The sequence below is a fragment of the Pandoraea oxalativorans genome (assembly GCF_000972785.3).
Classification (GTDB): Bacteria; Pseudomonadota; Gammaproteobacteria; order Burkholderiales; family Burkholderiaceae; genus Pandoraea; species Pandoraea oxalativorans.
Window position 1 is genome coordinate 4,138,414 of the sequence record NZ_CP011253.3, and the last position, 20,823, is coordinate 4,159,236.

A 20,823-nucleotide genomic window follows, 5' to 3' on the forward strand; every position below is an offset into this window, starting at 1 on the left:
GAGGTCATGAACGTCGAGTTGATTCTGCTGGCGCTCGCGCCGGTCTTCGTGCTGTGCATCGGCATCGAGGCGTGGTACTGGCGACGCCGACGTCCCGGCATGTACAGCCTGAAGGACACCATCAGCAACGCGACGCTCGCGCTCATGCATCAGGGTGCCGACAAGCTCGCGTGGCTGCTCATCGTGCCGTTCTACGCGTGGCTCTACGACCATCACCGCATTTACACGATGCCTGCCGGATGGGTCGGCTTCGTGCTGCTCTTCATCGTTCAGGATTTTCTCTACTACGTGTTTCACCGCGCCAGCCATCGCATTCGCTGGCTGTGGGCGGCGCACGTCGTGCATCACTCCTCCGAGCGGCTGAATCTGTCGACGGCATTCCGACAGAGCCTGATGTATCCCGTCGCGGGGATGTGGCTGTTCTGGACACCGATGGCGCTCATCGGCTTCACCCCGATCCAGATCGTCGGGGTCGTGCTGCTCAACCTCGCGTTCCAGTTCTTCGTGCACACGCAGGCGATTCCGAAGCTGGGCTGGCTGGAGTATGTGCTCAATACGCCGTCGATCCATCGCGCGCATCACGCGCGCAATCCGCGCTACATCGACCGGAATTACGCAGGCGTGCTAGTGATCTGGGATCGCATGTTCGGCTCATACGTCGAGGAAAGCGACGCCGAGCCGTGCGAGTACGGCATCGTCGATCAGATCCACACCCATAACCCGATCACGTTGACGTTCCACGAATGGCGTGCGATGGCGCACGACGTCGTCACGATGCCGGGCTGGCGCAACAAATGGATGGCGTTATTCGGGCCGCCGGAATGGCGTCATGCACGTGAGACGGCGCCGATGCCGGAGGGGAAGACGACGTGACGACTTGACGACCTGAAACGAGCGCGGTCGCAAGCGCGCGCTCAAGCGCGTTCGAATGCCGCTGCGGCGCGGCCAAGGCGATCGCCGACGGCCGCCCAGGCGGGCGTGTCCGGCAGACGCTCGAACAGAATGTGCGTGACGTTGGCGCGGTCGAGGCGGCGCAGCATCGCATACAGGTCGGTCGCGAGACCGGCGGGCGTGGCAGGCAGCACAAGCTTCACGATATCGGTGGATGCGGCGATATCGGCGGGAAGCGTGGCGAGTGTCGGCGCGAAGGCCACCACAGCCACACGTTCGCCCGCAGGATGCACGGCCAGCGCCGCCGCGAACTGCCCGGCGTCGCACAGGTACAGCGGCGTGCGCGGCGCGTAATGCGCCTTGAGTGTGCCTGAGGCACGCGGCGCGTTACTATCCTGCCCCGGCAAACGCGGCATCTCGCCCAGCGCCTCGGCGATCTGTTCCGGCGTGATATGGCCGGGACGCAGCAACGCCGGGAATCCGCGCGACAGATCCACAATGGTCGATTCGATGCCGACGGCCGCTTCTCCGCCGTCGAGCACGTGAACGGTAACGCCCGGCAGCCCGGCGAACTCGTCACGCACGTGTTGCGCGGCGGTCGGACTCACCTGACCGAACCGGTTGGCGGACGGGCCTGCTACGCCACCTTGCCCTCCCTGACTATCCTTGACCCGGGCGAACTCGCGCAGCAGCGCCTGAGCCACCGGATGCGACGGAACACGCAAACCAACCGAATCCTGTCCGCCGGAGACGGCGTCCGGGATATGCGGTGCGCGTTTGAGAATGAGCGTGAGAGGACCGGGCCAGAACGCGTCCATCAGCTTGCGCGCGGCAGGCGTGACGTCGTCGCTCCAGTAACCGGGGTCGCCTTCCGGCGAAAAGTGCACGATGACCGGATGATTGGCCGGACGCCCCTTCGCCGCGTAGATCGACGCAACAGCCGCCGGATTCTCCGCGTCGCCGCCCAGCCCGTAGACCGTCTCCGTCGGGAACGCGACCAGCTCGCCCGCTGCCAGTTGCTCAGCCGCTTGCGTGATGGCGGCCGCCGACGGCATGACGATGCGCGGGGCATCGGACGGGGACGTCGTCGAGGACTTAGAGGCCGTGGAGGTCGTGGAGGTCGAGGAAGGCGTGGACATCGCGCGCTTAGTCTTCCAGCGGGATATCGAGGCTCGCTGCGGCGCTCACACACGCCTTGCGGGCTTCATCGAGCGTCTCACCGGCGAACGTGATGTGGCCCATCTTGCGGCCCACGCGCGCGTCTTCCTTACCGTAGAGATGCACGCGAGCGGACGGCAGCGCCGCCACTGCCGCCCAGGCGGGCGTACGGGGCTGGTCTTTGGCCGGGCCGTCGAACCAGATGTCGCCGAGGACATTGAGCATCACGGCCGGCGAGTGCTGACGCGTCTCGCCGAGCGGCAGTCCCGCCATCGCGCGCACTTGCTGTTCGAACTGGCTCGAAGCGCAGGCGTCGATGGTGTAATGACCACTGTTGTGGGGACGCGGCGCCATTTCGTTCGCGACCAGCGAACCGTCCTTCAGGATGAAGAACTCGACGCACAGCACCCCCACGTAATCCATTTGCGACGCAATCGCCGCCGCCGCCGCACGCGCCGCGTCGGCAATGGCCGGGGCCGCATCGGGTGCAGGCACCGTCGTCGTCGCGAGAATGCCGTCGATGTGCACGTTCTGGGCGAGCGGGTAGGTGGCGACCTTGCCGTCGGCGCCGCGTGCACTCAGCACCGACACTTCGAAAGCCAGCGCCAGACGCTTCTCCAGCACGCACGGCACGCCGCCGAGCGCCGCATAGGCTTCGCGGGCTTCGGCGGGGGTGTTCACACGCACCTGCCCCTTGCCGTCGTAACCGAGACGCGCCGTCTTCAGAATGCCCGGCAGCACGCTCGCGATGGCCGCGTCGCCTATGGCGGCGAGCGCCTCGTTCGACTCGATCACCAGATGCGGGGCCACAGGCACACCGCAGCTTTCGATGAAACGCTTCTCCGCCACCCGATCCTGCGCGATCGCGACGCAGCGCCCGGCAGGGCTCACGGTCGTGGTTTGCGCGAGGAAATCGAGCGACTGCGCCGGCACGTTCTCGAACTCGGTCGACACGGCCGGGCATAGCGCGGCCAGCTCGGCGAGCGCCGTTTCGTCACGATAATCGGCCACGATCAGACGGTCGGCCACGGCACCGGCCGGGCAGCGCGGGTCCGGATCCAGCACACAGACCTTGTAACCCATCGACTGGGCGGCGAAACAGAACATGCGGCCGAGTTGGCCGCCGCCCAGCATACCCAGCCATTGGCCGGGAAGGACGGGCGCAGCGGAGACGGAATTCATCGACGTTTAGAAACAGACGGTAGCAGGGACGTTTTTTCTTTTACAGCGCGGGCAGCGTCATGCCGCGCGCCGCTTCGGTCTGCTTCGCACGAAACGCTTCGAGCTTGTCCGCGAGCGTCTTGTCGTCGGCGGCCAGCATCGAGACGGCGAACAGCGCCGCGTTGGCCGCGCCGGCTTCACCGATGGCGAAGGTGGCGACCGGCACGCCCTTGGGCATCTGCACGATCGACAGCAGCGAGTCTTCGCCACGCAGATACTTGCTCGGCACCGGCACGCCCAGCACCGGCACGGTCGTCTTGGCGGCGATCATGCCCGGCAGGTGCGCGGCACCGCCAGCACCGGCGATGATCGCGACCAGACCGCGCTCGCGCGCGGCTTCGGCGTAACGGAACATATCGTCCGGCATGCGGTGCGCCGAGACGACCTGCGCCTCGTAAGGCACACCGAACTCGGCCAGAATGGCGGCCGCGTTTTTCATCACTTCCCAGTCCGAGTTGGACCCCATTACCACGCCAACGCGCGGGGCCACGGCTTGTTTGTCGCTCATAGTCTCGGCGCCCCGCTCAGGCCAGTTGCTGGCCGGTCAGGCGCTCGAGCGCCTCGCGGTACTTGGCCGCCGTCTTCTCGACCACTTCCGTCGGCAGCGCCGGTGCAGGCGGGGTCTTGCCCCACGGCTGCGTTTCCAGCCAGTCGCGCACGAACTGCTTGTCGAACGACGGCGGGTTGCTGCCCACGGCGTACGAGTCGGCCGGCCAGAAGCGCGACGAATCGGCCGTCAACGCTTCGTCCATCAGGTGCAGGCGGCCGTCGTCGTCCAGACCGAATTCGAACTTCGTGTCGGCGATGATGATGCCGCGCGTGGCGGCGTAAGCGGCGGCTTCCTTGTACAGACGGATCGAGATCTCACGGATCTGCTCGGCTAGTTCGCGACCGATACGGCTCACCATGTCGTCGAAGCTGATGTTCTCGTCGTGTTCACCCAGTTCGGCCTTGGCCGCCGGGGTGAAGATCGGCTCGGGGAGTTGCTGCGCGTTTTGCAGACCGGCTGGCAGCTTCACGCCGCACACCGCGCCCGTCGCCTGGTAGTCCTTCCAGCCGCTGCCCGCCAGATAGCCACGCACCACGGCTTCGACGAGGATCGGCTTCAGACGCTTGACCACGACCGCACGGCCGGCGACCTGCGCGGCTTCGTCGGCAGAGACGACCGTCTCCGGGGCCACGCCCGTCAGGTGGTTCGGCACGACGTGTGCGAGCTTGTCGAACCAGAAGTTGGCCATCTGGTTGAGCACACGGCCCTTGCCCGGAATCGGCTCGCCCATGATCACGTCGAACGCCGAGAGGCGGTCCGTCGTCACGATCAGCAGCTTGTCGTCGCCGACGGCGTAGTTATCGCGCACTTTGCCGCGCGAGAGCAGCGGCAGGCTCTTGAGGGAGGATTCGTACAGGGCGTTCAGAGCGGGGGTAGTCACGGCGGGACCCAATATCAGGAAGGGCAAAGGCGTAATTATACGCGCGTCGGGGGGCGTTTCACGAAGATGTCGGTCCGGTGAGTCGATGGGGCTGTCATCCTCCCATCCCATGGGCCGCCCGCCCCCTCTGCCCTTCGACGGCTTAGACCTGCCAGCGGCGGAACTGCGCTTCGAGCCGCGCCTTTTCCGATGCCCGCACCAGCAGCGCCACGACCGGCGCACGCGAAACCGGATTCGACAGGGGCTTCGACGCCCCCAGACAGTGCCGGTACCAGCCCGTCACCGAACTGACGTCGTAATACTTGTTGTCGCAGGTAAGGCCGTAGTCGTCGAACGACACGAGGCGCACGGCATTCGGATCGTTGACGGCGATGGCCTCCTGCGAGATCCGGTCCGTGTGGCCATCGACGTACGCGGGAGACAGGAAGCGGATGCCATTCAGTACGTCGAGTTCGTCACGCAACCACAGCATGGCCGTACCCGGCGGCAAGCCGCCCGACGCCAGCAATGGCGACACCTTCTCGAAGTTCGCTTCGAGATAGTCGGCGAGTCGGCGACGTCCCTCACCGCTTTGCCAGTCGATCCTGACGCCGAGGTCTTTTCCCATCAGTTGCTGCCTGAGGATGTGCACCTTGCGCTCGCTGCGCGTGTCGCCCCGCCCCGGTTCGCGCAACATCGTCGTGAGCCGGGACAGTTCCGCGATCAGATCGAAGCTGCGCGCCGCCACGTTGATGTGGTGATCGCTGGCTTCGGCGCGCTGGCGCACAACCTCGTGCGCGAGGAGGCTGCGCAGCCGGGCGTCGCCACCGCGCAATTGCAGCGCTGCGCTGGCAATCACGGCGCACGGCCGGGCGATCCCCCGCTCCGAGCAGACGAGCGGGATCTTGCCCGGATGCGCTCGCATGAAACCCGCTACGCCTTTACCGGCGCGCCAGAGCGCTGCACCGTCGATCGGGGTGTCGAAGCGCTCCATGCCCGTGAACTCCATGAACTGCACGTGCGACAGCCCCCCATCGAGATGGAGGCGGCCGGATGTCACGCACGGCAGCATGCCAGCGTCGTGCCCCTGCGCGCCCGGCGCGCTGCGTCGGCCGCCCCGGCGCGTGACCCGGGCGATGTAATCGCCGACCGGACGCTCCCGATAGCCTGCGCCGTCCGACGCGCCGCCGTCGCGCTCGCGCGGTCGCTGCATCGTGCCCGGCTCGACGCAGAAGATCGCGCCGATCTGCGGCGTCGTCTTGAGCATGTGCGTGAGGCTATGCGCTTCGGACGGCGTCGCCGTCGGCCCGACGATGAAACGGTGACCGTCCAGTTCCAGCAGGGCGAAACGGGTGCACTCGCCGTCCACGCGAATAAGCGTCGCCGTGTTCACGCCATAACGCTCGACCCACGCTTGCGCCGTCTCGCGCAGCGGCGCCGCCCAGCCGGGCGTCGGATCGTCGTACTCCCAAAGCGAAATGGACGGGGCGACAGCGGTGTTTTGGCTGGATGCGGCGCGGTCTCGGAGATCGTGCGACGTGACTCGCTTGAAGTCCGCCGCCATCGTCGTGCTCGTCTCCAACGATGGCGAGTCGGTCGCGGACGACGCGCAAGACACCGGTGACACTTGGGACACGCGGCTTGTCCCGGCCGTCGACGGATCAGGATGGCGGGTATCGCGCAGCGTGCTGGCCATCTCATGGGCGCGCGCGGGCGGTGGAGACGCTTCGGGTCTCGAAAACCCAAAACACCAGGTCATTGTCTTGGGGAAGCGATTGAACGGCATCGATAACTCCGGGGTGCCCGGAACGGGCAGGTTGACGGGAGGCAGGAGACTGCCACGCGTCATCGCCCCGGACTTCCGGGAACGGGTCGGTGCCTGTCGTTTTGCATCGGTGTCGGGGTGTGGGATGAGAGCGGAAGGAAGCGGGAAGGAAGAGGGAAGGAAGAGGGAAGAAAGCGGGAAGGAAGCGGAACGAGACGCGCAACGAACCGCGGTTACGTCCGTCGACCGGCCCGGATGTTACCTACAATGGAAACGTTCACCCGACCAAAGTGGCCTGACAAGGCCGAGGGGGCTGCCATGACGATCTCATCGACACCGCGCACAATCCGGCAGCCATGTGTCGGACGAATGGGGAGATGGCCTGACGAAGGCAGCCGCACGGCCGTCTTCGGACGCTTCGCGTCGGTCACGGTCGTTGCCGTCGCCCTGCTGTTACTGTCAAACGCATCAGTTCTGGCGCAGACGGCAGCCGCGACGGCCACACCCCGGACCCAGCACGCCCCCGTTCATCGGGCAACGCCACCCCGCACGGCGTCCGCCGGGAGCGCAGTCGACGCCAGCGACCGCCCCGCCCTCCCCCGGCTGATCGCCATCGCCGCGCCCGAAGACGACGATGCCATCGCGCGCTTCGCGCTTTACGCGGCGCGCGATATCGAACAATTGGGATTGCAGTTTCCGGCGCAGACGGCCAATGGATCGACGGACACCGAGGTCGTCATCACGATGAGCCTGCGCGACAGCGCGAGCGCGCGCATGCGCGACTTCTCCCGTCAGCATATGAACGAACCGATGACGCTGATCGTCGACGGCGTGGAGATGATCACCGCGACCATCCGCTCCGAGCTGGGCGGCAAATTCCAATTGCAAATGCCCAAAGAAAAAGGTTCATCGCGCAATAGCGTGGAGGGATTTGACAAGTTTTCGTACTCTTGATGGCAGGAATTTGCCATCAGGAGTGCGTGGAGATGCTGGATCGCAAGCTGCTGGAGTCGCTGGGAGGCTGGCAGGGCTATGCCGTCGAACGCGTGGAGTGGCCCGAGGGCACAGGGCGCACGCTGTCGATCTATTTGAAGCCAACCGCCAAGGTGATGCTGTGCGAGCAGTGCGGCGCACGATGTCGCCAGGTCCATGAGACCACGGTGCGCCGGGTGCGAGATCTGCCGTTATTTGAGTACCGGGTTGTTCTTCATGTTCCACGCCGGCGCTTGTTGTGTGAGCAATGCGGTGGCCCGCGCCTGGAGCGGCTTACTTGGCTGGGTCGCTACCAGCGGGTGACGGATCGGCTTGCGGCGGCCTGCAGCCAATTGCTGCAATCGAGCAACGTGCAGGCGGTGGCGAGGTTCTTCGAGCTGGGTTGGCATACCGTCAAGACGCTGGACAAGGCCCGGCTCCGAGCGTCAGTGCGCGAACCGGATTGGTCCAGGATCGAGTATTTAGCGATGGACGAGTTCGCCCTGCATAAAGGGCATCGGTACGCGACGGTAGTCGTCGATCCGATCAGCAGGCAGGTGCTGTGGATCGGCCCAGGACGCTCACGCGAGACGGCTCGGGCGTTCTTCGAGCAATTGCCGCGTGGGGTCGCCCAACGCATCAAGGCCGTAGCCATCGACATGACTACGGCCTACGAGTTAGAAATCCAGGCCCACTGCCCACGGGCGGAGATCGTCTATGACTTGTTCCATGTCGTGGCCAAGTACGGACGAGAGGTCATTGATCGGGTGCGCGTGGATCAGGCCAACCAACTGCGCCAGGACCGTCCCGCGCGCCGGGTCATCAAATCGAGCCGCTGGCTGTTATTGCGCAACCGCGACAAGCTAGACCGGCAGCAGGCCGTCCGGCTCGACGAATTGCTGCAAGCCAACCAGCCGCTGCTGACGGTCTATGTCCTGAGGGACGAACTCAAGCGGCTCTGGTTCTACCGAAGACCTGCCTGGGCAAAACAAGCCTGGCACCACTGGTGCGAGCAGGCCGAGCAAAGCGGAATAGCCCCCTTGAACACCTTCGCTCAGCGTCTGAAAGGCTATCTGCATGGCATCCTGGCCAGATGCCGACATCGTCTAAACACCAGCATCGTTGAGGGCATTAACAACACTATCAAGGTCATTAAGCGGCGCGCCTACGGCTACCGCGACGAGGAATATTTCTTCCTCAAAATCCGCGCCGCCTTCCCCGGTAATGCTCAATGAACCAAAAAAAAGCCCGGCTTCTGTTCCAGCGCGTGCTGGCGAAAGCCGGGCCTGCGACCTGAGGAGGATCGGGCGTCCGACGTTCGTCAGCGTCCTCCCCTCGCAGGTCGGGCATTGCGCCGTCCGGGGAACCCGGCGCGGCGGCGATGCGCGGATTTACTTCACGATCTGAGCGAGATCGCCGCTCTTGTACTTCTCGGCCATCTTGTCGAGCGAGACCGACTTGATCTTGCCAGCCTGACCTTCGCAGCCGAACGACAGGTAGCGCGCCTTGCAAACCTGCTTGGCGGCTTCGCGTGCGGGCTTCAAGTAGTCGCGCGGGTCGAACTTGCTCGGGTTTTCGAACAGATAGCGACGGATCGCGCCGGTCATGGCCAGACGGATGTCGGTATCGATGTTGATCTTGCGCACGCCGTGCTTGATGCCTTCGACGATCTCTTCGACCGGCACGCCGTACGTTTCCTTCATGTCGCCACCGAATTCACGGATCTCGGCGAGCAGTTCCTGCGGCACCGACGACGAACCGTGCATCACCAGGTGGGTGTTCGGAATGCGGCGGTGGATTTCCTTGATGCGGTCGATGGCGAGAATGTCGCCCGTCGGCTTGCGGCTGAACTTGTAAGCGCCGTGCGAGGTACCGATGGCGATGGCCAGCGCGTCGCATTGCGTCTGGTGCACGAAGTCGGCGGCCTGATCCGGATCGGTCAGCAGTTGCTCGCGGGTCATCGTGCCGTCCGCGCCGTGGCCATCTTCCTTGTCGCCCTTCATCGTTTCGAGCGAACCCAGCACGCCCAGCTCGGCTTCCACCGTCACGCCGATGTAGTGCGAGAACTCGACGACCTTCTTCGACACTTCGACGTTGTACTCGTAGCTGGCGACCGACTTGCCGTCGGCTTCGAGCGAACCGTCCATCATCACGCTCGAGAAGCCGCTCTTGATCGCAGCCATACAGACCGCCGGCGACTGGCCGTGATCCTGGTGCATCACGACCGGGATATGCGGGTGGGCTTCCACGGCCGCCGAGATCAGGTGACGCAGGAACGCTTCGCCAGCGTACTTACGGGCACCGGCCGAGGCCTGCATGATGACCGGCGCGCCAACTTCGTCGGCAGCGGCCATGATCGCGGAAACCTGTTCCAGATTGTTGACGTTGAAGGCCGGCAGACCGTAGCCGTTTTCGGCGGCGTGGTCGAGCAGCTGTCGCATAGAGACTAGGGGCATGATGTTCTCCTTGGAATCACAAAACTAAGCAAATCTTTCTTCGATCCGGAGGCGCCCCGCATGACGACAGCTCGCGCCCGGCGCGGTCGGTGCCATATGCACCGCCTCGCCGTACTCGCGCGGCCCGCTTGGTCATGCCTGGCCCACCTGAACGATCTTCAACGTGTTGGTGCCGCCGGGTTGCCCCATCGGCTCGCCTACCGTCAGCACGATCGTGTCGCCGCGCTTCACAATGCCGTTCGAAAGCAGCAGTTGTTCGGCTTGCTTGAGCGCGTGATCGCGGTCATGCGTGGCGTCGGCGCGCATCGCGTAGACGTTGCGATACAGCGCCATTTTGCGATGGCTGCTCATCTGCGAAGTCAGCGCAAAAATCGGCACATGAATCTTGTGACGGGACAGCCACAACGCGGTCGCGCCCGATTCGGTCAGCGCCACGATGGCTTTCGCGCCAAGATGATACGCGGTAAACAGGGCACCGGCCGCAATCGTTTGGTCGATGCGCGTAAAAGTTTGGTCCAGCCAGTCGCGATCGAGTTCCACCGTTTCCGAGCGCTCGGCTTCGACGCAAATCGCCGCCATCGTCTCGATCGTCTCGACCGGGTACTTGCCTGCCGCGCTTTCCGCCGACAGCATCACCGCGTCGGTGCCGTCGAGCACCGCGTTGGCGACGTCCGACACTTCCGCGCGGGTCGGCACCGGGTTGTGAATCATCGACTCCATCATCTGCGTGGCCGTGATGGTCGTCTTGTTCATCTCGCGCGCGAGCTTGATCATGCGCTTCTGGAGCGCCGGGACCGCCGCATTGCCGACTTCGATGGCCAGGTCGCCACGCGCGACCATGATGCAGTCCGAGGCTGCCAGAATCTCTTCGAGCGCCGGAATCGCTTCCGCACGCTCGATCTTCGCGATCATCAGCGGCTTGATGCCGTACGGCTCGCCCGCCACGTTCGCCAGTCGCCGCGCCATTTCCATGTCGGTGGCGTTCTTCGGGAACGAGACCGCGACGTAATCGGCGCCCAGCGCCATCGCGGTCTTGATGTCTTCCATGTCCTTCGACGTGAGCGCCGGGGCCGTCAGCCCGCCGCCCTGCCGGTTGATGCCCTTGTTGTTCGACAGGTCGCCGCCGACCTTCACGGTCGTGTGGATCTCGCTGCCGAGCACGCGATCGACGATCAGCACGATCAGGCCGTCGTTGAGCAGCAGCACGTCGCCCGTGCGCACGTCGCGCGGCAGTTCCTTGTAGTCCAGACCGACGCGCTCGTCGTTACCGAGTTCGCACTCGCTGTCCAGAATGAACTTGGCGCCGGCTTCGAGCGTGGTCTTGCCGTTCTCGAACTTGCCGACGCGAATCTTCGGGCCCTGCAGGTCGGCCATGATGGCCACTTCGCGGCCCGCCGCCTTAGCGGCCGCGCGCACCATTTCGGCGCGCTCGATGTGGTCCTGCGCCTTGCCGTGCGAGAAGTTCAGGCGAACGACGTCGACGCCTGCGGCGATCATGCGCGAAAGCACTTCCGGCGTGCTCGATGCCGGACCGATGGTGGCGACGATCTTGGTGGAGCGGTTCATTACATCCATCTCTTCATCCTCTTTGAGTAACAGCGCTTTCGACATTACTGGCGCTTAGAGGTTTGTAACGCAATTAGGCCGCCGCAGGTTAACCAAAAAGTTTGTATTGTCCGTACGAAATCGTTTGATTCGATCTCTGACGTTCGCAATAAAGCGATCAAAACCGCCCTCGGCGAACGTTTTCCGGACCTACGAACTCCCCTGCAAGCCCCGCTCCACCAGGGTTTGCGCGTTTCGGAGCAAACCCAACACAAATTCCACGCGTTCCGCCCGATCAGTTCGACTGGGCCGCGCGTTGTTCCAGTACGTCGACGGCCGGAAGCGTCTTGCCTTCGAGGAATTCGAGGAACGCGCCGCCGCCGGTCGAGATGTAGCTGACCTGATCGGCGATACCGTACTTGGCGATGGCCGCGAGCGTGTCGCCGCCACCGGCAATCGAGAAGCCCTTGGCCGCAGCAATGGCGCGCGCCAGGGTTTCCGTGCCGTGACCGAACTGGTCGAATTCGAACACGCCGACCGGACCGTTCCAGACGATGGTGCCCGCGCTGCCCAGTTGCTCGGCCAGCTTGGCGGCCGTTTGCGGGCCGATGTCGAGGATCATGTCGTCGGCAGCCACGTCGGCGGCGGCCTTAACGGTCGCTGCGGCGTTCGCGCTGAATTCCTTCGCGCACACCACGTCCGTCGGGATCGGCACCGAGGCGCCGCGCGCGGCCATGGCGTCGATGATCGCCTTGGCTTCTTCGACCAGATCGGCTTCGGCGAGCGACTTGCCGATGGGCAGACCGGCGGCCAGCATGAACGTGTTGGCGATGCCACCGCCCACGATCAGTTGGTCGACCTTGTCGGCCAGCGTCTTGAGGATGGTGAGCTTGGTGGAAACCTTCGAGCCGGCCACGATGGCCACGAGCGGGCGCGCCGGTGCGTTCAGCGCCTTGCCCAGCGCTTCGAGTTCGGCGGCGAGCAGCGGGCCTGCGCAAGCGACCGGCGCGTACTTGGCGATGCCGTGCGTGGTGGCTTCGGCGCGGTGGGCCGTGCCGAACGCGTCGTTTACATAGACGTCGCACAGCTTGGCCATCTTCTGCGCCAGTTCGTCGTTGTCCTTCTTCTCGCCCTTGTTGACGCGGCAGTTCTCCAGCAGCACGACCGCCCCCGGGGCCAGGTCAAAACCGCCGTCGACCCAGTCCGAGATCAGCTTCACGTCGCGGCCGAGCAATTCCGACAGACGCTTTGCCACCGGGGCGAGCGAATCGGCGGGCTTGAACTCGCCTTCCGTCGGGCGGCCCAGATGCGAGGTCACCATCACGGCAGCGCCGGCGTCGAGCGACATCTGGATCGCGGGCACCGAGGCGCGGATACGCGTGTCTTCCGTGATTCGGCCCTCATCGTCTTGCGGCACGTTCATGTCGGCGCGGATGAAGACACGTTTGCCGGCGAGGCGGCCCTGGGCGATCAAATCGGAAAGACGTACGACGGAAGCCATGAGAATCCGGAATAAATGGTGGGAAAAACATGCATTTTAACTGATCCGACCGCTCCGATGCCCATTTTGCAGGTCCGACGTTCCACCTACAGGAACAGTCGCCCCAGCGTATAAACGACCATCCCGATCACGATCATCTCGATCATGTTGCGCCGCCAGATGAACCAGCCCGTGGCCGCCACCGCCGCCGCGAGCTTGTGGTTGCCCAGATGCATGGCGAACTGATGATCGAGCAGCACGACCTCCGGTACGACGATGACGGCCAGCGCCGCCGCCGGCGCGTAGCGCAGGGCACGCTGCAGACGCTGCGGCAACGTCACGCGCTCGCCCGCGAGCAGGAAGAAGGTGCGCGTGACGATGGTGATGGCCGTCATCGCGACGAAGGCGAACCAGATTTCGAAGGTACTCATCAGCGACGCTCTCCCGACGTGCGGCGTTCCTCTTGGACGGCGTCCGACGGAGCTTCGCCGATCTTCGTCGTCATCGGCGCATTTGCCGCCACGTCGTCCCCTGTCGAAATCGGCACCCGCACCGGGTTGGCCAGCGCCAGGCGCTTCGCATGGCGCGCCGCCAGTTCGTCGCACACCATGCCCGCAGCCAGCGCGCCGAGCACACCCAGCACGAGATTGAGGCGATACGGCAAATCGAACGCGAGCACCCCGATGAGCGACGCGAGCGCGACCGCCAGCATCGTCGAGCGGCTGTTGATCGTGTGCACCATCATGGGAATGAGCGCGAGCGTGCCCGCGAAGCCCAGCCCCCAGCTATCGGGCACCAGTGCCCCGAGCACGATGCCGAGAATCGACGACACGTGCCAGACCGCCCAGTTGCTCAGCGTGATGCCGTAATACGTCCCCTCTTTGCCCGGTACGTAGCCGTTCGCGAAGTTCTGGTTCATGAACATCACGAAACCGAGATCGCCATTGACGTAACCCAGCGCGATGCGACGCGGCAACGACAGATAGGAGAAGTGCGGCTGGAGGCCCGCGCTGAAGATCACAAAGCGCAGATTGACGATGCCGACCGTGAGCAAGATCGTCCAGAGCGGCATACCCGCGGCGAACAGCGGCAGCGAGGCCAGTTGCGCCGACCCCGCATAGAGCATCAGGCTCATGCCGATGGCCTGCGGCACGCTCAGCACCGATTTGCTCATGGCGACGCCTGTCACCAGACCCCATGAAAAAATGGCGGGTAAAAGCGGCGAAATAATGCGGAAACCGGCCGCGAACCCTTCACGTTCAGCGGCAGGCAAACGAAACATTGACATGGTCGGCTGGGGGGCAGCGCCGGGGTGAGCGACGCGGTGTCTGGCATTACGGGGCGAAGCGGTCCCGACGGCGCCCGGCACGCCCGAGATGACCGCTAGCGGTCACGGCGCCCGCCAGGGCTGCCGGATTGTCTCGTGAATATGTTCATCATTGGTGGCGGACGTGAGGCCATTATAGCCACGGTAAATAGTTACTTAGTACGCGCAAAGCCGTCACTCGCGTGTTTTTTCTGATGCAACGCCGTCGCTGTGGCATACGCGCCACGCGTACCCGGCCATGACCGTCGGGGCGGCTAGCCGTCCGCAAAGGGCGGCGGCTGCTTTACAATAGCGTCTTTTGGTAAACGGGCGGACGTCACCCAGTGACCGACACCGTCCGGGCAATCCTCAAAACTTCGGATTCGCGGCCCGCCGCGAATTCATCGATATCACCACGGTCCGAACCCCATGAGCGAAGTCAAACAAATGCCGGTCGTCGAAGTCGGCGCTGAAGATCTGCCGGTCCACTGCCCGAACCCGAAGATGCAGTTCTGGAGCAGCCACCCGCGCGTGTTCATCGACGTGAGCCACGGCGAAGCCGCCTGCGCCTATTGCGGCACGCGCTATCGCCTGAAGCCCGGCACCGTGATCAAGGGTCACTGATCCTGCGTCTTCCTCGTGAAACGGCCCGGCCGCCGGGCGCGTTTCATCGCCACGCTTAACGAATTGAGTCTCCGCCACGATGCATAAAGCCTTGGTGATCGCCCCCAACTGGATTGGGGACGCGCTGATGGCGCAGCCGTTGTTTACCCTGCTCAAGCGTCTGCATCCGCGTCTGACCATCGACGCGATCGCGCCCGGCTGGGTCGCCCCGGTGCTCGAACGCATGCCGGAGATTTCGCGCGTCGTCGCCACCGACCTCGCGCACGGCAAGTTGCAGCCGCTCGAGCGCTACCGGCTCGCGAGCGTGCTGGCCGACGAGGGGTACGACGCCGCCTATGTGCTGCCGAATTCCCTGAAATCGTCACTGATTCCGTGGCTGGCGCGCATTCCGTTGCGCATCGGCTACAAGGGCGAGCAGCGCTACGGCCTGCTCAACGTGCGTCACGCCAATCCGCGCAAGGACGAGCGCCCGCCGATGGTGCGGCATTATGCTGCGCTCGCGTTCGCACCGGGCGCCAAGCTGCCCGAGACGTTGCCGACGCCGCGCATCGAAGCCGACCTGAACGAATCGGCCCGCGTGTTCGCGCGCTTCGGCCTCGATCTGCGCGTGCCGCTCGTGGTGTTCTGCCCGGGCGCCGAGTTCGGACCGGCCAAGCGCTGGCCGCCGGGACACTTCGCGCAGCTCGCGCAGTTGGTGCGCCGCTCGTTCCCGTATGCGCAGATCGTCGCGCTCGGTTCGGGCAAGGACGGTGCGCTGGCGCAGCAAATCGCCGCCGATGCACCGTTCGTGCGCAATCTTTGCGGGCAGACGTCGCTGGCCGAGGCCTGCGCCCTGCTCGCACGCGCGAACGCCGTGGTGAGCAACGATTCCGGCCTGATGCATGTGACGGCCGCCCTGCGCCGCCCGCAGATCGCCTTGTTCGGTTCGTCCGATCCGCGCCACACGCCGCCGCTGTCCGAGCACGCGCACATCCTGTGGCTACAATTGGAGTGCAGCCCGTGTTTTGCTCGCGAATGTCCGCTGGGCCACACACGCTGTCTGAACGAGTTGATGCCCGAGCACGTGTTCGCGAATCTGCGCAACATTTTGCTGACGCAGCGCTGAGCGCCGCGCACGGCAAGCTTTCGGTTCGATCCTGGTAACACTCAACGGTAAATCCTCATGCCACGTTTTGTCCGTCTGTTCGATGCCGCCAGTGAAACCATCACGGCCTTTTATGACGCGCTGCGCCGTGGTCAGACGGATCGCGCGATGACACTCTGGGCGAACGAGGATTTCGTCAGCTACATTCGCGCCGACGGCACCCGCTGGGACGGCCTTGAGCAGATCCGCAGCGGCCTCGTTGCCCAGTTCGCGCAGAGCGTCGTGCTGATCGACTCGCTCGACACGACCGAGTACGACACCGTCGGCACGGTCGTGCACACGGCGACCGAAGCCATTCGCGTGGGCAAGGAAGACGCTGGGCAAACGACCGCCCAGCTGATCCACACGACCTACGTGCTGGTGCACGAGCAAGGCGACTGGCGCTTCGCCCACATCCACTCAAGCCCCCTGCCGCCGCATGCCGTCGAGCAATTCAGCCTGATGATGCACGCGCGTCCGGACGGGCTGCACTGAGCCGTTCGGTGGTCGCATGACAGCGCGCCCGGCCGTCTTTCTGCCTCAGGATTACCGGTCGCCCCGGTGGCTGCCCGACGGCCACAGCCAGACGATCTATCCCGCGTTGCTGGGCCGCCGCCCGTCGGTCGAGTTCCGTCGCGAGACGTGGGATACGCCCGACGGCGACTTCGTCGACGTCGACTGGCTGGTCGCGCCGCCCGCCTCGCAGAAGACCCCGCCCGCCCCCGACGGTCTCGTCGAAACACCGCTGATCGTGCTGTTCCACGGTTTGGAAGGGGGCTCGGGCAGCCATTACGCCCGCACGCTGATGCGTGAAGTCGAAGCACAGGGCTGGCGCGGCGTGATTCCCCACTTTCGCAGTTGCAGCGGACGCATGAACCGCGCCCCGCGCTTCTATCACTCCGGCGACAGCACCGAAATCGACTGGATGCTGCAGCGCCTGCGTGCCCACACGTCCGGCCCGATCTTCGCGGCGGGCGTGTCGCTCGGTGGCAATGTGCTGCTGCGCTGGCTCGGCGAGCGCGAGGGGCATGCGACACAAGTCGTCAGCGCCGCCTGCGCCATCTCCGCCCCGCTAGATCTGCGTGCGGGCGGTCTGGCGCTCTCGCACGGCTTCAACATGGTGTACACGCGCAATTTCCTGGGCACGCTCAAGAAGAAGGCGCTGGCCAAACTCGACCAGTACCCCGGACTCTACGACCGGGAGTTGATGATGGCGGCACGCGATCTCGGCGAGTTCGATCATGTCGTGACGGCGCCGCTGCACGGTTTTCACAGCGCGTTCGACTACTACACACGCGCGTCGAGCAAGCCGATTCTGCCCGCCATCGAAGTTCCGACGCTCGTCATCAACGCCCGCAACGACCCGTTCCAACCGGCCAGCGCGCTGCCCGGCGAAGGCGACGTCGGCCGCTTCGTGCAACTGCTGCAACCGGCGCATGGCGGACACGTCGGCTTCATGAGCGGACCGTTTCCGGGCGGCCTGACGTGGATGCCGCGCACGGTCATCGACTATTTCCGTCAGTTTGTGCCCAATGCCGCGTGAGCTCGACCGCGCATCGCACATACCGACACACATTAAGGTGTCCTAATGGATGAGATCGTTCGACAGGCAATGGCCAAATGGCCCAATGTGCCGCACTGCTATGGCTGGCTCGCTCTGGATCGTCGCGGCCAGTGGCGCATGCGCGACGAGCAGACGCAGGCGGAAGGCACGGCGGGCGACCCGATTCGTCACGCGGCGCTGATCGCGTTCATCGCACGCAACTACGCCTGCGACGAGGCCGGACGTTGGTACTTCCAGAACGGCCCGCAACGCGTGTACGTCTCGCTGGCTTACGCGCCGTTCGTGGTGCGCCTCACGTGGGACGCCTCGGCGAACGACGGACGCGGCGCACCCGTGCTGACGGATCAGTTGGGCAAGACGTTCGTGCCGCAGGCCTGTCTGCTCGACGAGGATGGCAGCGTCGCCTTTGTGGGGACGAAGGACGCGGGGAACGCGACCGCGCCGCTGGCGCTACTGCACGATCACGATATCGATCTGCTCACGCAGGTGTCTGATCTTGCACAGGCGTTCGAAGTGGCGGAGACGGCAGACGACACCGCCGATGCGAAGGCTGCGGTGCGTCTGCACTGGCGTAATGGCGACACGCTTGCGCTGACCACTGTTCATGCGGGCACGCTTCCGCAGACGTTTGGGTTCGAGCGAGACCCGCGAACTGACCATAAGGATTGACTACGCTACACAACGGTGTGGTCCCGGACGTGCTTGTTTTCCTCGAACAGCTTGGGATACCGGCGGATGTAGAACGTCTCGATATCCTCTTCGGCGTCATTCTGTTTCAGCAACCACCAAGGCTCACGCGCGAGACGGACGGCCAGCGCGGCGGCGCAAGCCAAACCGACGTAGAGCCCATAGCGCCCGCCCACGTTGCTCCACGCGTACGACGCACCATAAAACGCGAACGAGGACATACTCGTCAATTGTCCGGTAAGCAAAGTTGCGCTTGCGACTCTGATACGGACCGATGGCGGGATCGCGATGACTCGCCGATCGATGCCAGTCATGGACAGACAGGCCCCGAAGGCGCCCGTCGCAATCAGCGCAGCGCCAAGCGCGCCGACAGCATGTGAGGCAGTTATGGCAATGAGACCGATACAGAACGCAGCCCAAACCGATAGATAGCCATACCTTCGTTGCAGCACGCCGGACAACAGCGGGTGCACGACAACGACACCGCCAATCGACCCGACAACGAACAGGGCGGTCAACCACCCCACTTGTGAATTCGCAAGGCCCGCATGCTTGACCCACTGGGGGATCAGCATCGGAACAATTCCTGCCGTCGCAATACCGAGCAAGATATCCTGCAACGAAAAAAAACGCTCGGCAGGCAAACGGACTTTAAGCACAAAGCCAGCGAGCGCGGAACGCCAATACGACCGTAGGCTGGGTGAAACAGATCGTTCCGCGAAACGCCCTGCAGGTAATGCCGGGAGTCGCAGCGCCAGCGGCAACACAAGACATCCGAGCGCAGCAACACAAACCATGGCGTATTGCTGACTGAAGCGCGCCAATGCATATCCGGCCAGTAATGGCCCGCCAATTCGGCCAAGGTTCGCCATAATCCGACGCATGCGAAACGCGGACAATGCACGTTGTTTCCCGATGGTCTCCGCCGGATAGATGCTCAGCAGTGGTTGCGTGACGGCGAAGGCCACTACAGCAACCATATCGTTCACCACCCAGAGGACAGGACTTTGCCGTCAGCCGAACTGCTTGTTGAATTCCTTCTCGTCTTCCTTATCTTCCCTGTACCGGCGCTGGAACTCGTGCAGTTTCGCGTCGATGGTGGAGAGCTCGTAGAAATCGGCATCCCCGGCGTCGCGCGCGAGCTTGAGTTGACTCACTGCCGCCATCCACTGACCTTGCAGTGCATATTGCTCGGCGAGCGCCTCATGCTGACGCGCCCGTTTGCCGCCTGCGGCCCATGCGCCAGCCAATGCACGCCACCAGATCGGCTCGCTGCGGTAGCGCTCGACCTGCGATTGCAGGAACTTCGTGGCGTCGGGGACGCGCTGGCTGGCGACGAGTGCGTCCGCGTAGGCCATGTCCGCCGCTTGCGACAGCGGGAAGGCCGCGCGCGCCTGCGTGGCGACGCGCAGCGCCTCGTCCGGCTTGCCGGATAGCCGCGCGAGATCGGACGCCAGCACCGCCAGACTCGGCGTGCCCGGCCCGGTTCCCCCGAACGCCGTACGCGCGCGCTCGAGCGCGTCGCGCGCAGGCTCCCAACGTCGCTGCTTCATTTCGGCCAGTGCCACCGCATACCATGCCCCCGCCACGTTCGGCGCGGTCTGCGTCCGGATGGCGGTACGTTGCGCGTCGGCAATGGCCGCGAAATCGCTCGCCGACTTCTGCTGCAAAACCAGCGAGCGTGCGCGCACGAATGCGTATTCCGGCGACTGCTCCGGCTGACGATAACCGGCGCTGCGCGAGCGGTTGAGCATGTCGGCAATGCGCTCCGTCGTGAGCGGGTGAGTCCGGACATATTCAGGCACGCCCGCTTCGTTGATCGCATCGGCGCGTTGCAGACGCTCGAAGAATGTCGGCATTGCATACGTGTCGAAACCGGCGGCCTGCAATAACTGGAAGCCGACACGATCCGCCTCGCGCTCCGCGTCGCGCGAGAAACGCAGTTGCCGGTCGACGGCCAGCCCTTGCCCGCCCATGGCAATGCCCATCCCAAGATCCGAGCTGCGCGCACCGATACCGGCCAGCAAGCCAAGCAGCAGGCCGCCCAGCGCGATCCACGAGTTCTGGGCCTGCTGGCCGAGCATGCGTGCGATGTGATGCTGAAGGACGTGCCCCGTCTCGTGCCCGACGACCGAGGCGAGTTCCGATTCGGTCCGCGTGGTGACGATCAGCCCGGTGTTGATGCCGATGAAGCCACCGGGCAGCGAGAACGCGTTGATCGCGGCGTCGCGCACGACGAAGAACTCGAAGCTCTGGCTCGCGTCGATGCCGACCTTGCGGGTAGCCGAGACAAGCTTGCTGCCCAGCGCATTGACGTAGTCCGAGAGCAGCAGATCGTTGAGGTAATCGGGATCGGCGCGAATCTCGCGCATCACGCGCTCGCCCAGCTTGCGCTCCATCGCGGGCGAGAGGTCGGCGGCCGAGCTTTGGCCGAGGGTCGGCAAGCCCTGGGCGAGCGCTTGCGTCGGCATGATCGCGGCGGCGAACGTCGTCGCCGTCATCACCGGCAGCATCAAAGCGGCGACGATGCGCCGCCAGCGGGCGACGCCAGACGAACTTGAATCGAGGGGATTGGGATGACGGGCGTGCGTCGGCATGGACGTCATGGGCGTGGGCGCCGCG

General features: G+C 64.7%; 20 protein-coding genes. 8 read left to right on the forward strand and 12 right to left on the reverse strand.

Annotated elements, in window-relative coordinates; all coding sequences use genetic code 11:
• Positions 1 to 6 precede the first annotated feature (6 nt).
• Positions 7 to 873: a sterol desaturase family protein gene (locus tag MB84_RS18200; RefSeq protein ID WP_046292780.1), complete on the forward strand. Its 867-nt coding sequence runs from the start codon at positions 7 to 9 to the stop codon at positions 871 to 873.
• A gap of 41 nt (positions 874 to 914) precedes the next feature.
• Here the strand turns inward: MB84_RS18200 and MB84_RS18205 are convergent, their stop codons facing one another.
• From MB84_RS18205 to MB84_RS18225, 5 genes are all read right to left on the reverse strand, one after another.
• Positions 915 to 1,946, reverse strand: a complete 1,032-nt coding sequence (locus MB84_RS18205) for an L-threonylcarbamoyladenylate synthase (protein WP_046292781.1) — start codon at positions 1,944 to 1,946, stop codon at positions 915 to 917.
• Positions 1,947 to 2,037: 91 nt separating this feature from the next.
• On the reverse strand, positions 2,038 to 3,231 hold the full coding sequence (locus tag MB84_RS18210; protein WP_046292782.1) for a 5-(carboxyamino)imidazole ribonucleotide synthase: 1,194 nt from the start codon (positions 3,229 to 3,231) through the stop codon (positions 2,038 to 2,040).
• 40 nt (positions 3,232 to 3,271) lie between these two features.
• Positions 3,272 to 3,778, reverse strand: a complete 507-nt coding sequence (purE, locus tag MB84_RS18215; RefSeq protein WP_039396619.1) for a 5-(carboxyamino)imidazole ribonucleotide mutase — start codon at positions 3,776 to 3,778, stop codon at positions 3,272 to 3,274.
• 16 nt (positions 3,779 to 3,794) lie between these two features.
• Positions 3,795 to 4,685 carry a phosphoribosylaminoimidazolesuccinocarboxamide synthase gene (locus MB84_RS18220; RefSeq protein WP_046293971.1) on the reverse strand — a complete coding sequence of 297 codons (891 nt, stop codon included), beginning with the start codon at positions 4,683 to 4,685 and terminating at the stop codon, positions 3,795 to 3,797.
• 157 nt (positions 4,686 to 4,842) lie between these two features.
• Positions 4,843 to 6,315, reverse strand: a complete 1,473-nt coding sequence (locus tag MB84_RS18225; RefSeq protein WP_157122785.1) for a hypothetical protein — start codon at positions 6,313 to 6,315, stop codon at positions 4,843 to 4,845.
• A 498-nt stretch (positions 6,316 to 6,813) separates the two neighbouring features.
• Between MB84_RS18225 and MB84_RS18230 the strand changes: the two genes are divergently transcribed.
• Together MB84_RS18230 and MB84_RS18235 are read left to right on the forward strand one after the other, a co-directional pair.
• A complete protein-coding gene (locus tag MB84_RS18230; protein WP_046292784.1) occupies positions 6,814 to 7,398 on the forward strand; it encodes a hypothetical protein in 585 nt (194 codons plus the stop codon).
• A gap of 32 nt (positions 7,399 to 7,430) precedes the next feature.
• The gene (locus tag MB84_RS18235; protein WP_046292470.1) at positions 7,431 to 8,651 is read left to right on the forward strand and encodes an ISL3 family transposase; all 1,221 of its coding nucleotides are present in this window, start codon (positions 7,431 to 7,433) and stop codon (positions 8,649 to 8,651) included.
• A 156-nt stretch (positions 8,652 to 8,807) separates the two neighbouring features.
• Here the strand turns inward: MB84_RS18235 and fba are convergent, their stop codons facing one another.
• From fba to MB84_RS18260, 5 genes are all read right to left on the reverse strand, one after another.
• A complete protein-coding gene (fba, locus tag MB84_RS18240) occupies positions 8,808 to 9,872 on the reverse strand; it encodes a class II fructose-bisphosphate aldolase (protein WP_046292785.1) in 1,065 nt (354 codons plus the stop codon).
• 132 nt (positions 9,873 to 10,004) lie between these two features.
• Positions 10,005 to 11,438, reverse strand: a complete 1,434-nt coding sequence (pyk, locus tag MB84_RS18245) for a pyruvate kinase (RefSeq protein ID WP_046293972.1) — start codon at positions 11,436 to 11,438, stop codon at positions 10,005 to 10,007.
• 274 nt (positions 11,439 to 11,712) lie between these two features.
• Positions 11,713 to 12,918, reverse strand: a complete 1,206-nt coding sequence (locus MB84_RS18250) for a phosphoglycerate kinase (RefSeq protein WP_046292786.1) — start codon at positions 12,916 to 12,918, stop codon at positions 11,713 to 11,715.
• An 86-nt stretch (positions 12,919 to 13,004) separates the two neighbouring features.
• Positions 13,005 to 13,328: an AzlD domain-containing protein gene (locus tag MB84_RS18255; RefSeq protein WP_046292787.1), complete on the reverse strand. Its 324-nt coding sequence runs from the start codon at positions 13,326 to 13,328 to the stop codon at positions 13,005 to 13,007.
• The gene (locus MB84_RS18260) at positions 13,328 to 14,179 is read right to left on the reverse strand and encodes an AzlC family ABC transporter permease (RefSeq protein WP_245725404.1); all 852 of its coding nucleotides are present in this window, start codon (positions 14,177 to 14,179) and stop codon (positions 13,328 to 13,330) included. The genes MB84_RS18255 and MB84_RS18260 overlap by 1 nt, the downstream gene beginning before the upstream one ends.
• A 453-nt stretch (positions 14,180 to 14,632) precedes the next feature.
• Between MB84_RS18260 and MB84_RS18265 the strand changes: the two genes are divergently transcribed.
• The 5 genes from MB84_RS18265 to MB84_RS18285 all read left to right on the forward strand — a co-directional run bounded on the left by MB84_RS18265 (position 14,633) and on the right by MB84_RS18285 (position 18,183).
• Positions 14,633 to 14,827: a zinc-finger domain-containing protein gene (locus tag MB84_RS18265; RefSeq protein WP_039396595.1), complete on the forward strand. Its 195-nt coding sequence runs from the start codon at positions 14,633 to 14,635 to the stop codon at positions 14,825 to 14,827.
• 79 nt (positions 14,828 to 14,906) lie between these two features.
• Positions 14,907 to 15,932 carry a lipopolysaccharide heptosyltransferase II gene (waaF, locus tag MB84_RS18270; RefSeq protein ID WP_046292788.1) on the forward strand — a complete coding sequence of 342 codons (1,026 nt, stop codon included), beginning with the start codon at positions 14,907 to 14,909 and terminating at the stop codon, positions 15,930 to 15,932.
• Between the two features lie 57 nt (positions 15,933 to 15,989).
• Entirely contained in the window at positions 15,990 to 16,445 is a 456-nt protein-coding gene (locus MB84_RS18275; RefSeq protein WP_046292789.1) for a nuclear transport factor 2 family protein, read from the forward strand.
• A gap of 16 nt (positions 16,446 to 16,461) precedes the next feature.
• Positions 16,462 to 17,493 carry a YheT family hydrolase gene (locus tag MB84_RS18280; protein WP_046292790.1) on the forward strand — a complete coding sequence of 344 codons (1,032 nt, stop codon included), beginning with the start codon at positions 16,462 to 16,464 and terminating at the stop codon, positions 17,491 to 17,493.
• A gap of 45 nt (positions 17,494 to 17,538) precedes the next feature.
• Positions 17,539 to 18,183: a DUF2946 family protein gene (locus MB84_RS18285; RefSeq protein ID WP_046292791.1), complete on the forward strand. Its 645-nt coding sequence runs from the start codon at positions 17,539 to 17,541 to the stop codon at positions 18,181 to 18,183.
• A 5-nt stretch (positions 18,184 to 18,188) separates the two neighbouring features.
• On the opposite strand, the gene MB84_RS30005 is transcribed toward MB84_RS18285, so the two are convergent.
• Both MB84_RS30005 and MB84_RS18295 read right to left on the reverse strand, forming a co-directional pair.
• Positions 18,189 to 19,181, reverse strand: a complete 993-nt coding sequence (locus MB84_RS30005; RefSeq protein ID WP_157122786.1) for an MFS transporter — start codon at positions 19,179 to 19,181, stop codon at positions 18,189 to 18,191.
• A gap of 33 nt (positions 19,182 to 19,214) precedes the next feature.
• Positions 19,215 to 20,807, reverse strand: a complete 1,593-nt coding sequence (locus MB84_RS18295; RefSeq protein WP_245725405.1) for a M48 family metalloprotease — start codon at positions 20,805 to 20,807, stop codon at positions 19,215 to 19,217.
• Between the last annotated feature and the right edge of the window lie 16 nt (positions 20,808 to 20,823).

Bases quoted from the DNA above. Each gene is read 5' to 3' on its own strand.
- MB84_RS18200 (WP_046292780.1), top strand. From the start codon at position 7: ATGAACGTCGAGTTGATTCTGCTGGCGCTCGCGCCGGTCTTCGTGCTG.
- MB84_RS18205 (WP_046292781.1), bottom strand. From the start codon at position 1,946: ATGCCGTCGGCGGCCGCCATCACGCAAGCGGCTGAGCAACTGGCAGCG.
- MB84_RS18210 (WP_046292782.1), bottom strand. From the start codon at position 3,231: ATGAATTCCGTCTCCGCTGCGCCCGTCCTTCCCGGCCAATGGCTGGGT.
- purE (WP_039396619.1), bottom strand. From the start codon at position 3,778: ATGAGCGACAAACAAGCCGTGGCCCCGCGCGTTGGCGTGGTAATGGGG.
- MB84_RS18230 (WP_046292784.1), top strand. From the start codon at position 6,814: ATGGGGAGATGGCCTGACGAAGGCAGCCGCACGGCCGTCTTCGGACGC.
- MB84_RS18235 (WP_046292470.1), top strand. From the start codon at position 7,431: ATGCTGGATCGCAAGCTGCTGGAGTCGCTGGGAGGCTGGCAGGGCTAT.
- fba (WP_046292785.1), bottom strand. From the start codon at position 9,872: ATGCCCCTAGTCTCTATGCGACAGCTGCTCGACCACGCCGCCGAAAAC.
- pyk (WP_046293972.1), bottom strand. From the start codon at position 11,438: ATGAACCGCTCCACCAAGATCGTCGCCACCATCGGTCCGGCATCGAGC.
- MB84_RS18250 (WP_046292786.1), bottom strand. From the start codon at position 12,918: ATGGCTTCCGTCGTACGTCTTTCCGATTTGATCGCCCAGGGCCGCCTC.
- MB84_RS18255 (WP_046292787.1), bottom strand. From the start codon at position 13,328: ATGAGTACCTTCGAAATCTGGTTCGCCTTCGTCGCGATGACGGCCATC.
- MB84_RS18260 (WP_245725404.1), bottom strand. From the start codon at position 14,179: ATGTTTCGTTTGCCTGCCGCTGAACGTGAAGGGTTCGCGGCCGGTTTC.
- MB84_RS18265 (WP_039396595.1), top strand. From the start codon at position 14,633: ATGAGCGAAGTCAAACAAATGCCGGTCGTCGAAGTCGGCGCTGAAGAT.
- waaF (WP_046292788.1), top strand. From the start codon at position 14,907: ATGCATAAAGCCTTGGTGATCGCCCCCAACTGGATTGGGGACGCGCTG.
- MB84_RS18275 (WP_046292789.1), top strand. From the start codon at position 15,990: ATGCCACGTTTTGTCCGTCTGTTCGATGCCGCCAGTGAAACCATCACG.
- MB84_RS18280 (WP_046292790.1), top strand. From the start codon at position 16,462: ATGACAGCGCGCCCGGCCGTCTTTCTGCCTCAGGATTACCGGTCGCCC.
- MB84_RS18285 (WP_046292791.1), top strand. From the start codon at position 17,539: ATGGATGAGATCGTTCGACAGGCAATGGCCAAATGGCCCAATGTGCCG.
- MB84_RS30005 (WP_157122786.1), bottom strand. From the start codon at position 19,181: ATGGTTGCTGTAGTGGCCTTCGCCGTCACGCAACCACTGCTGAGCATC.
- MB84_RS18295 (WP_245725405.1), bottom strand. From the start codon at position 20,807: ATGACGTCCATGCCGACGCACGCCCGTCATCCCAATCCCCTCGATTCA.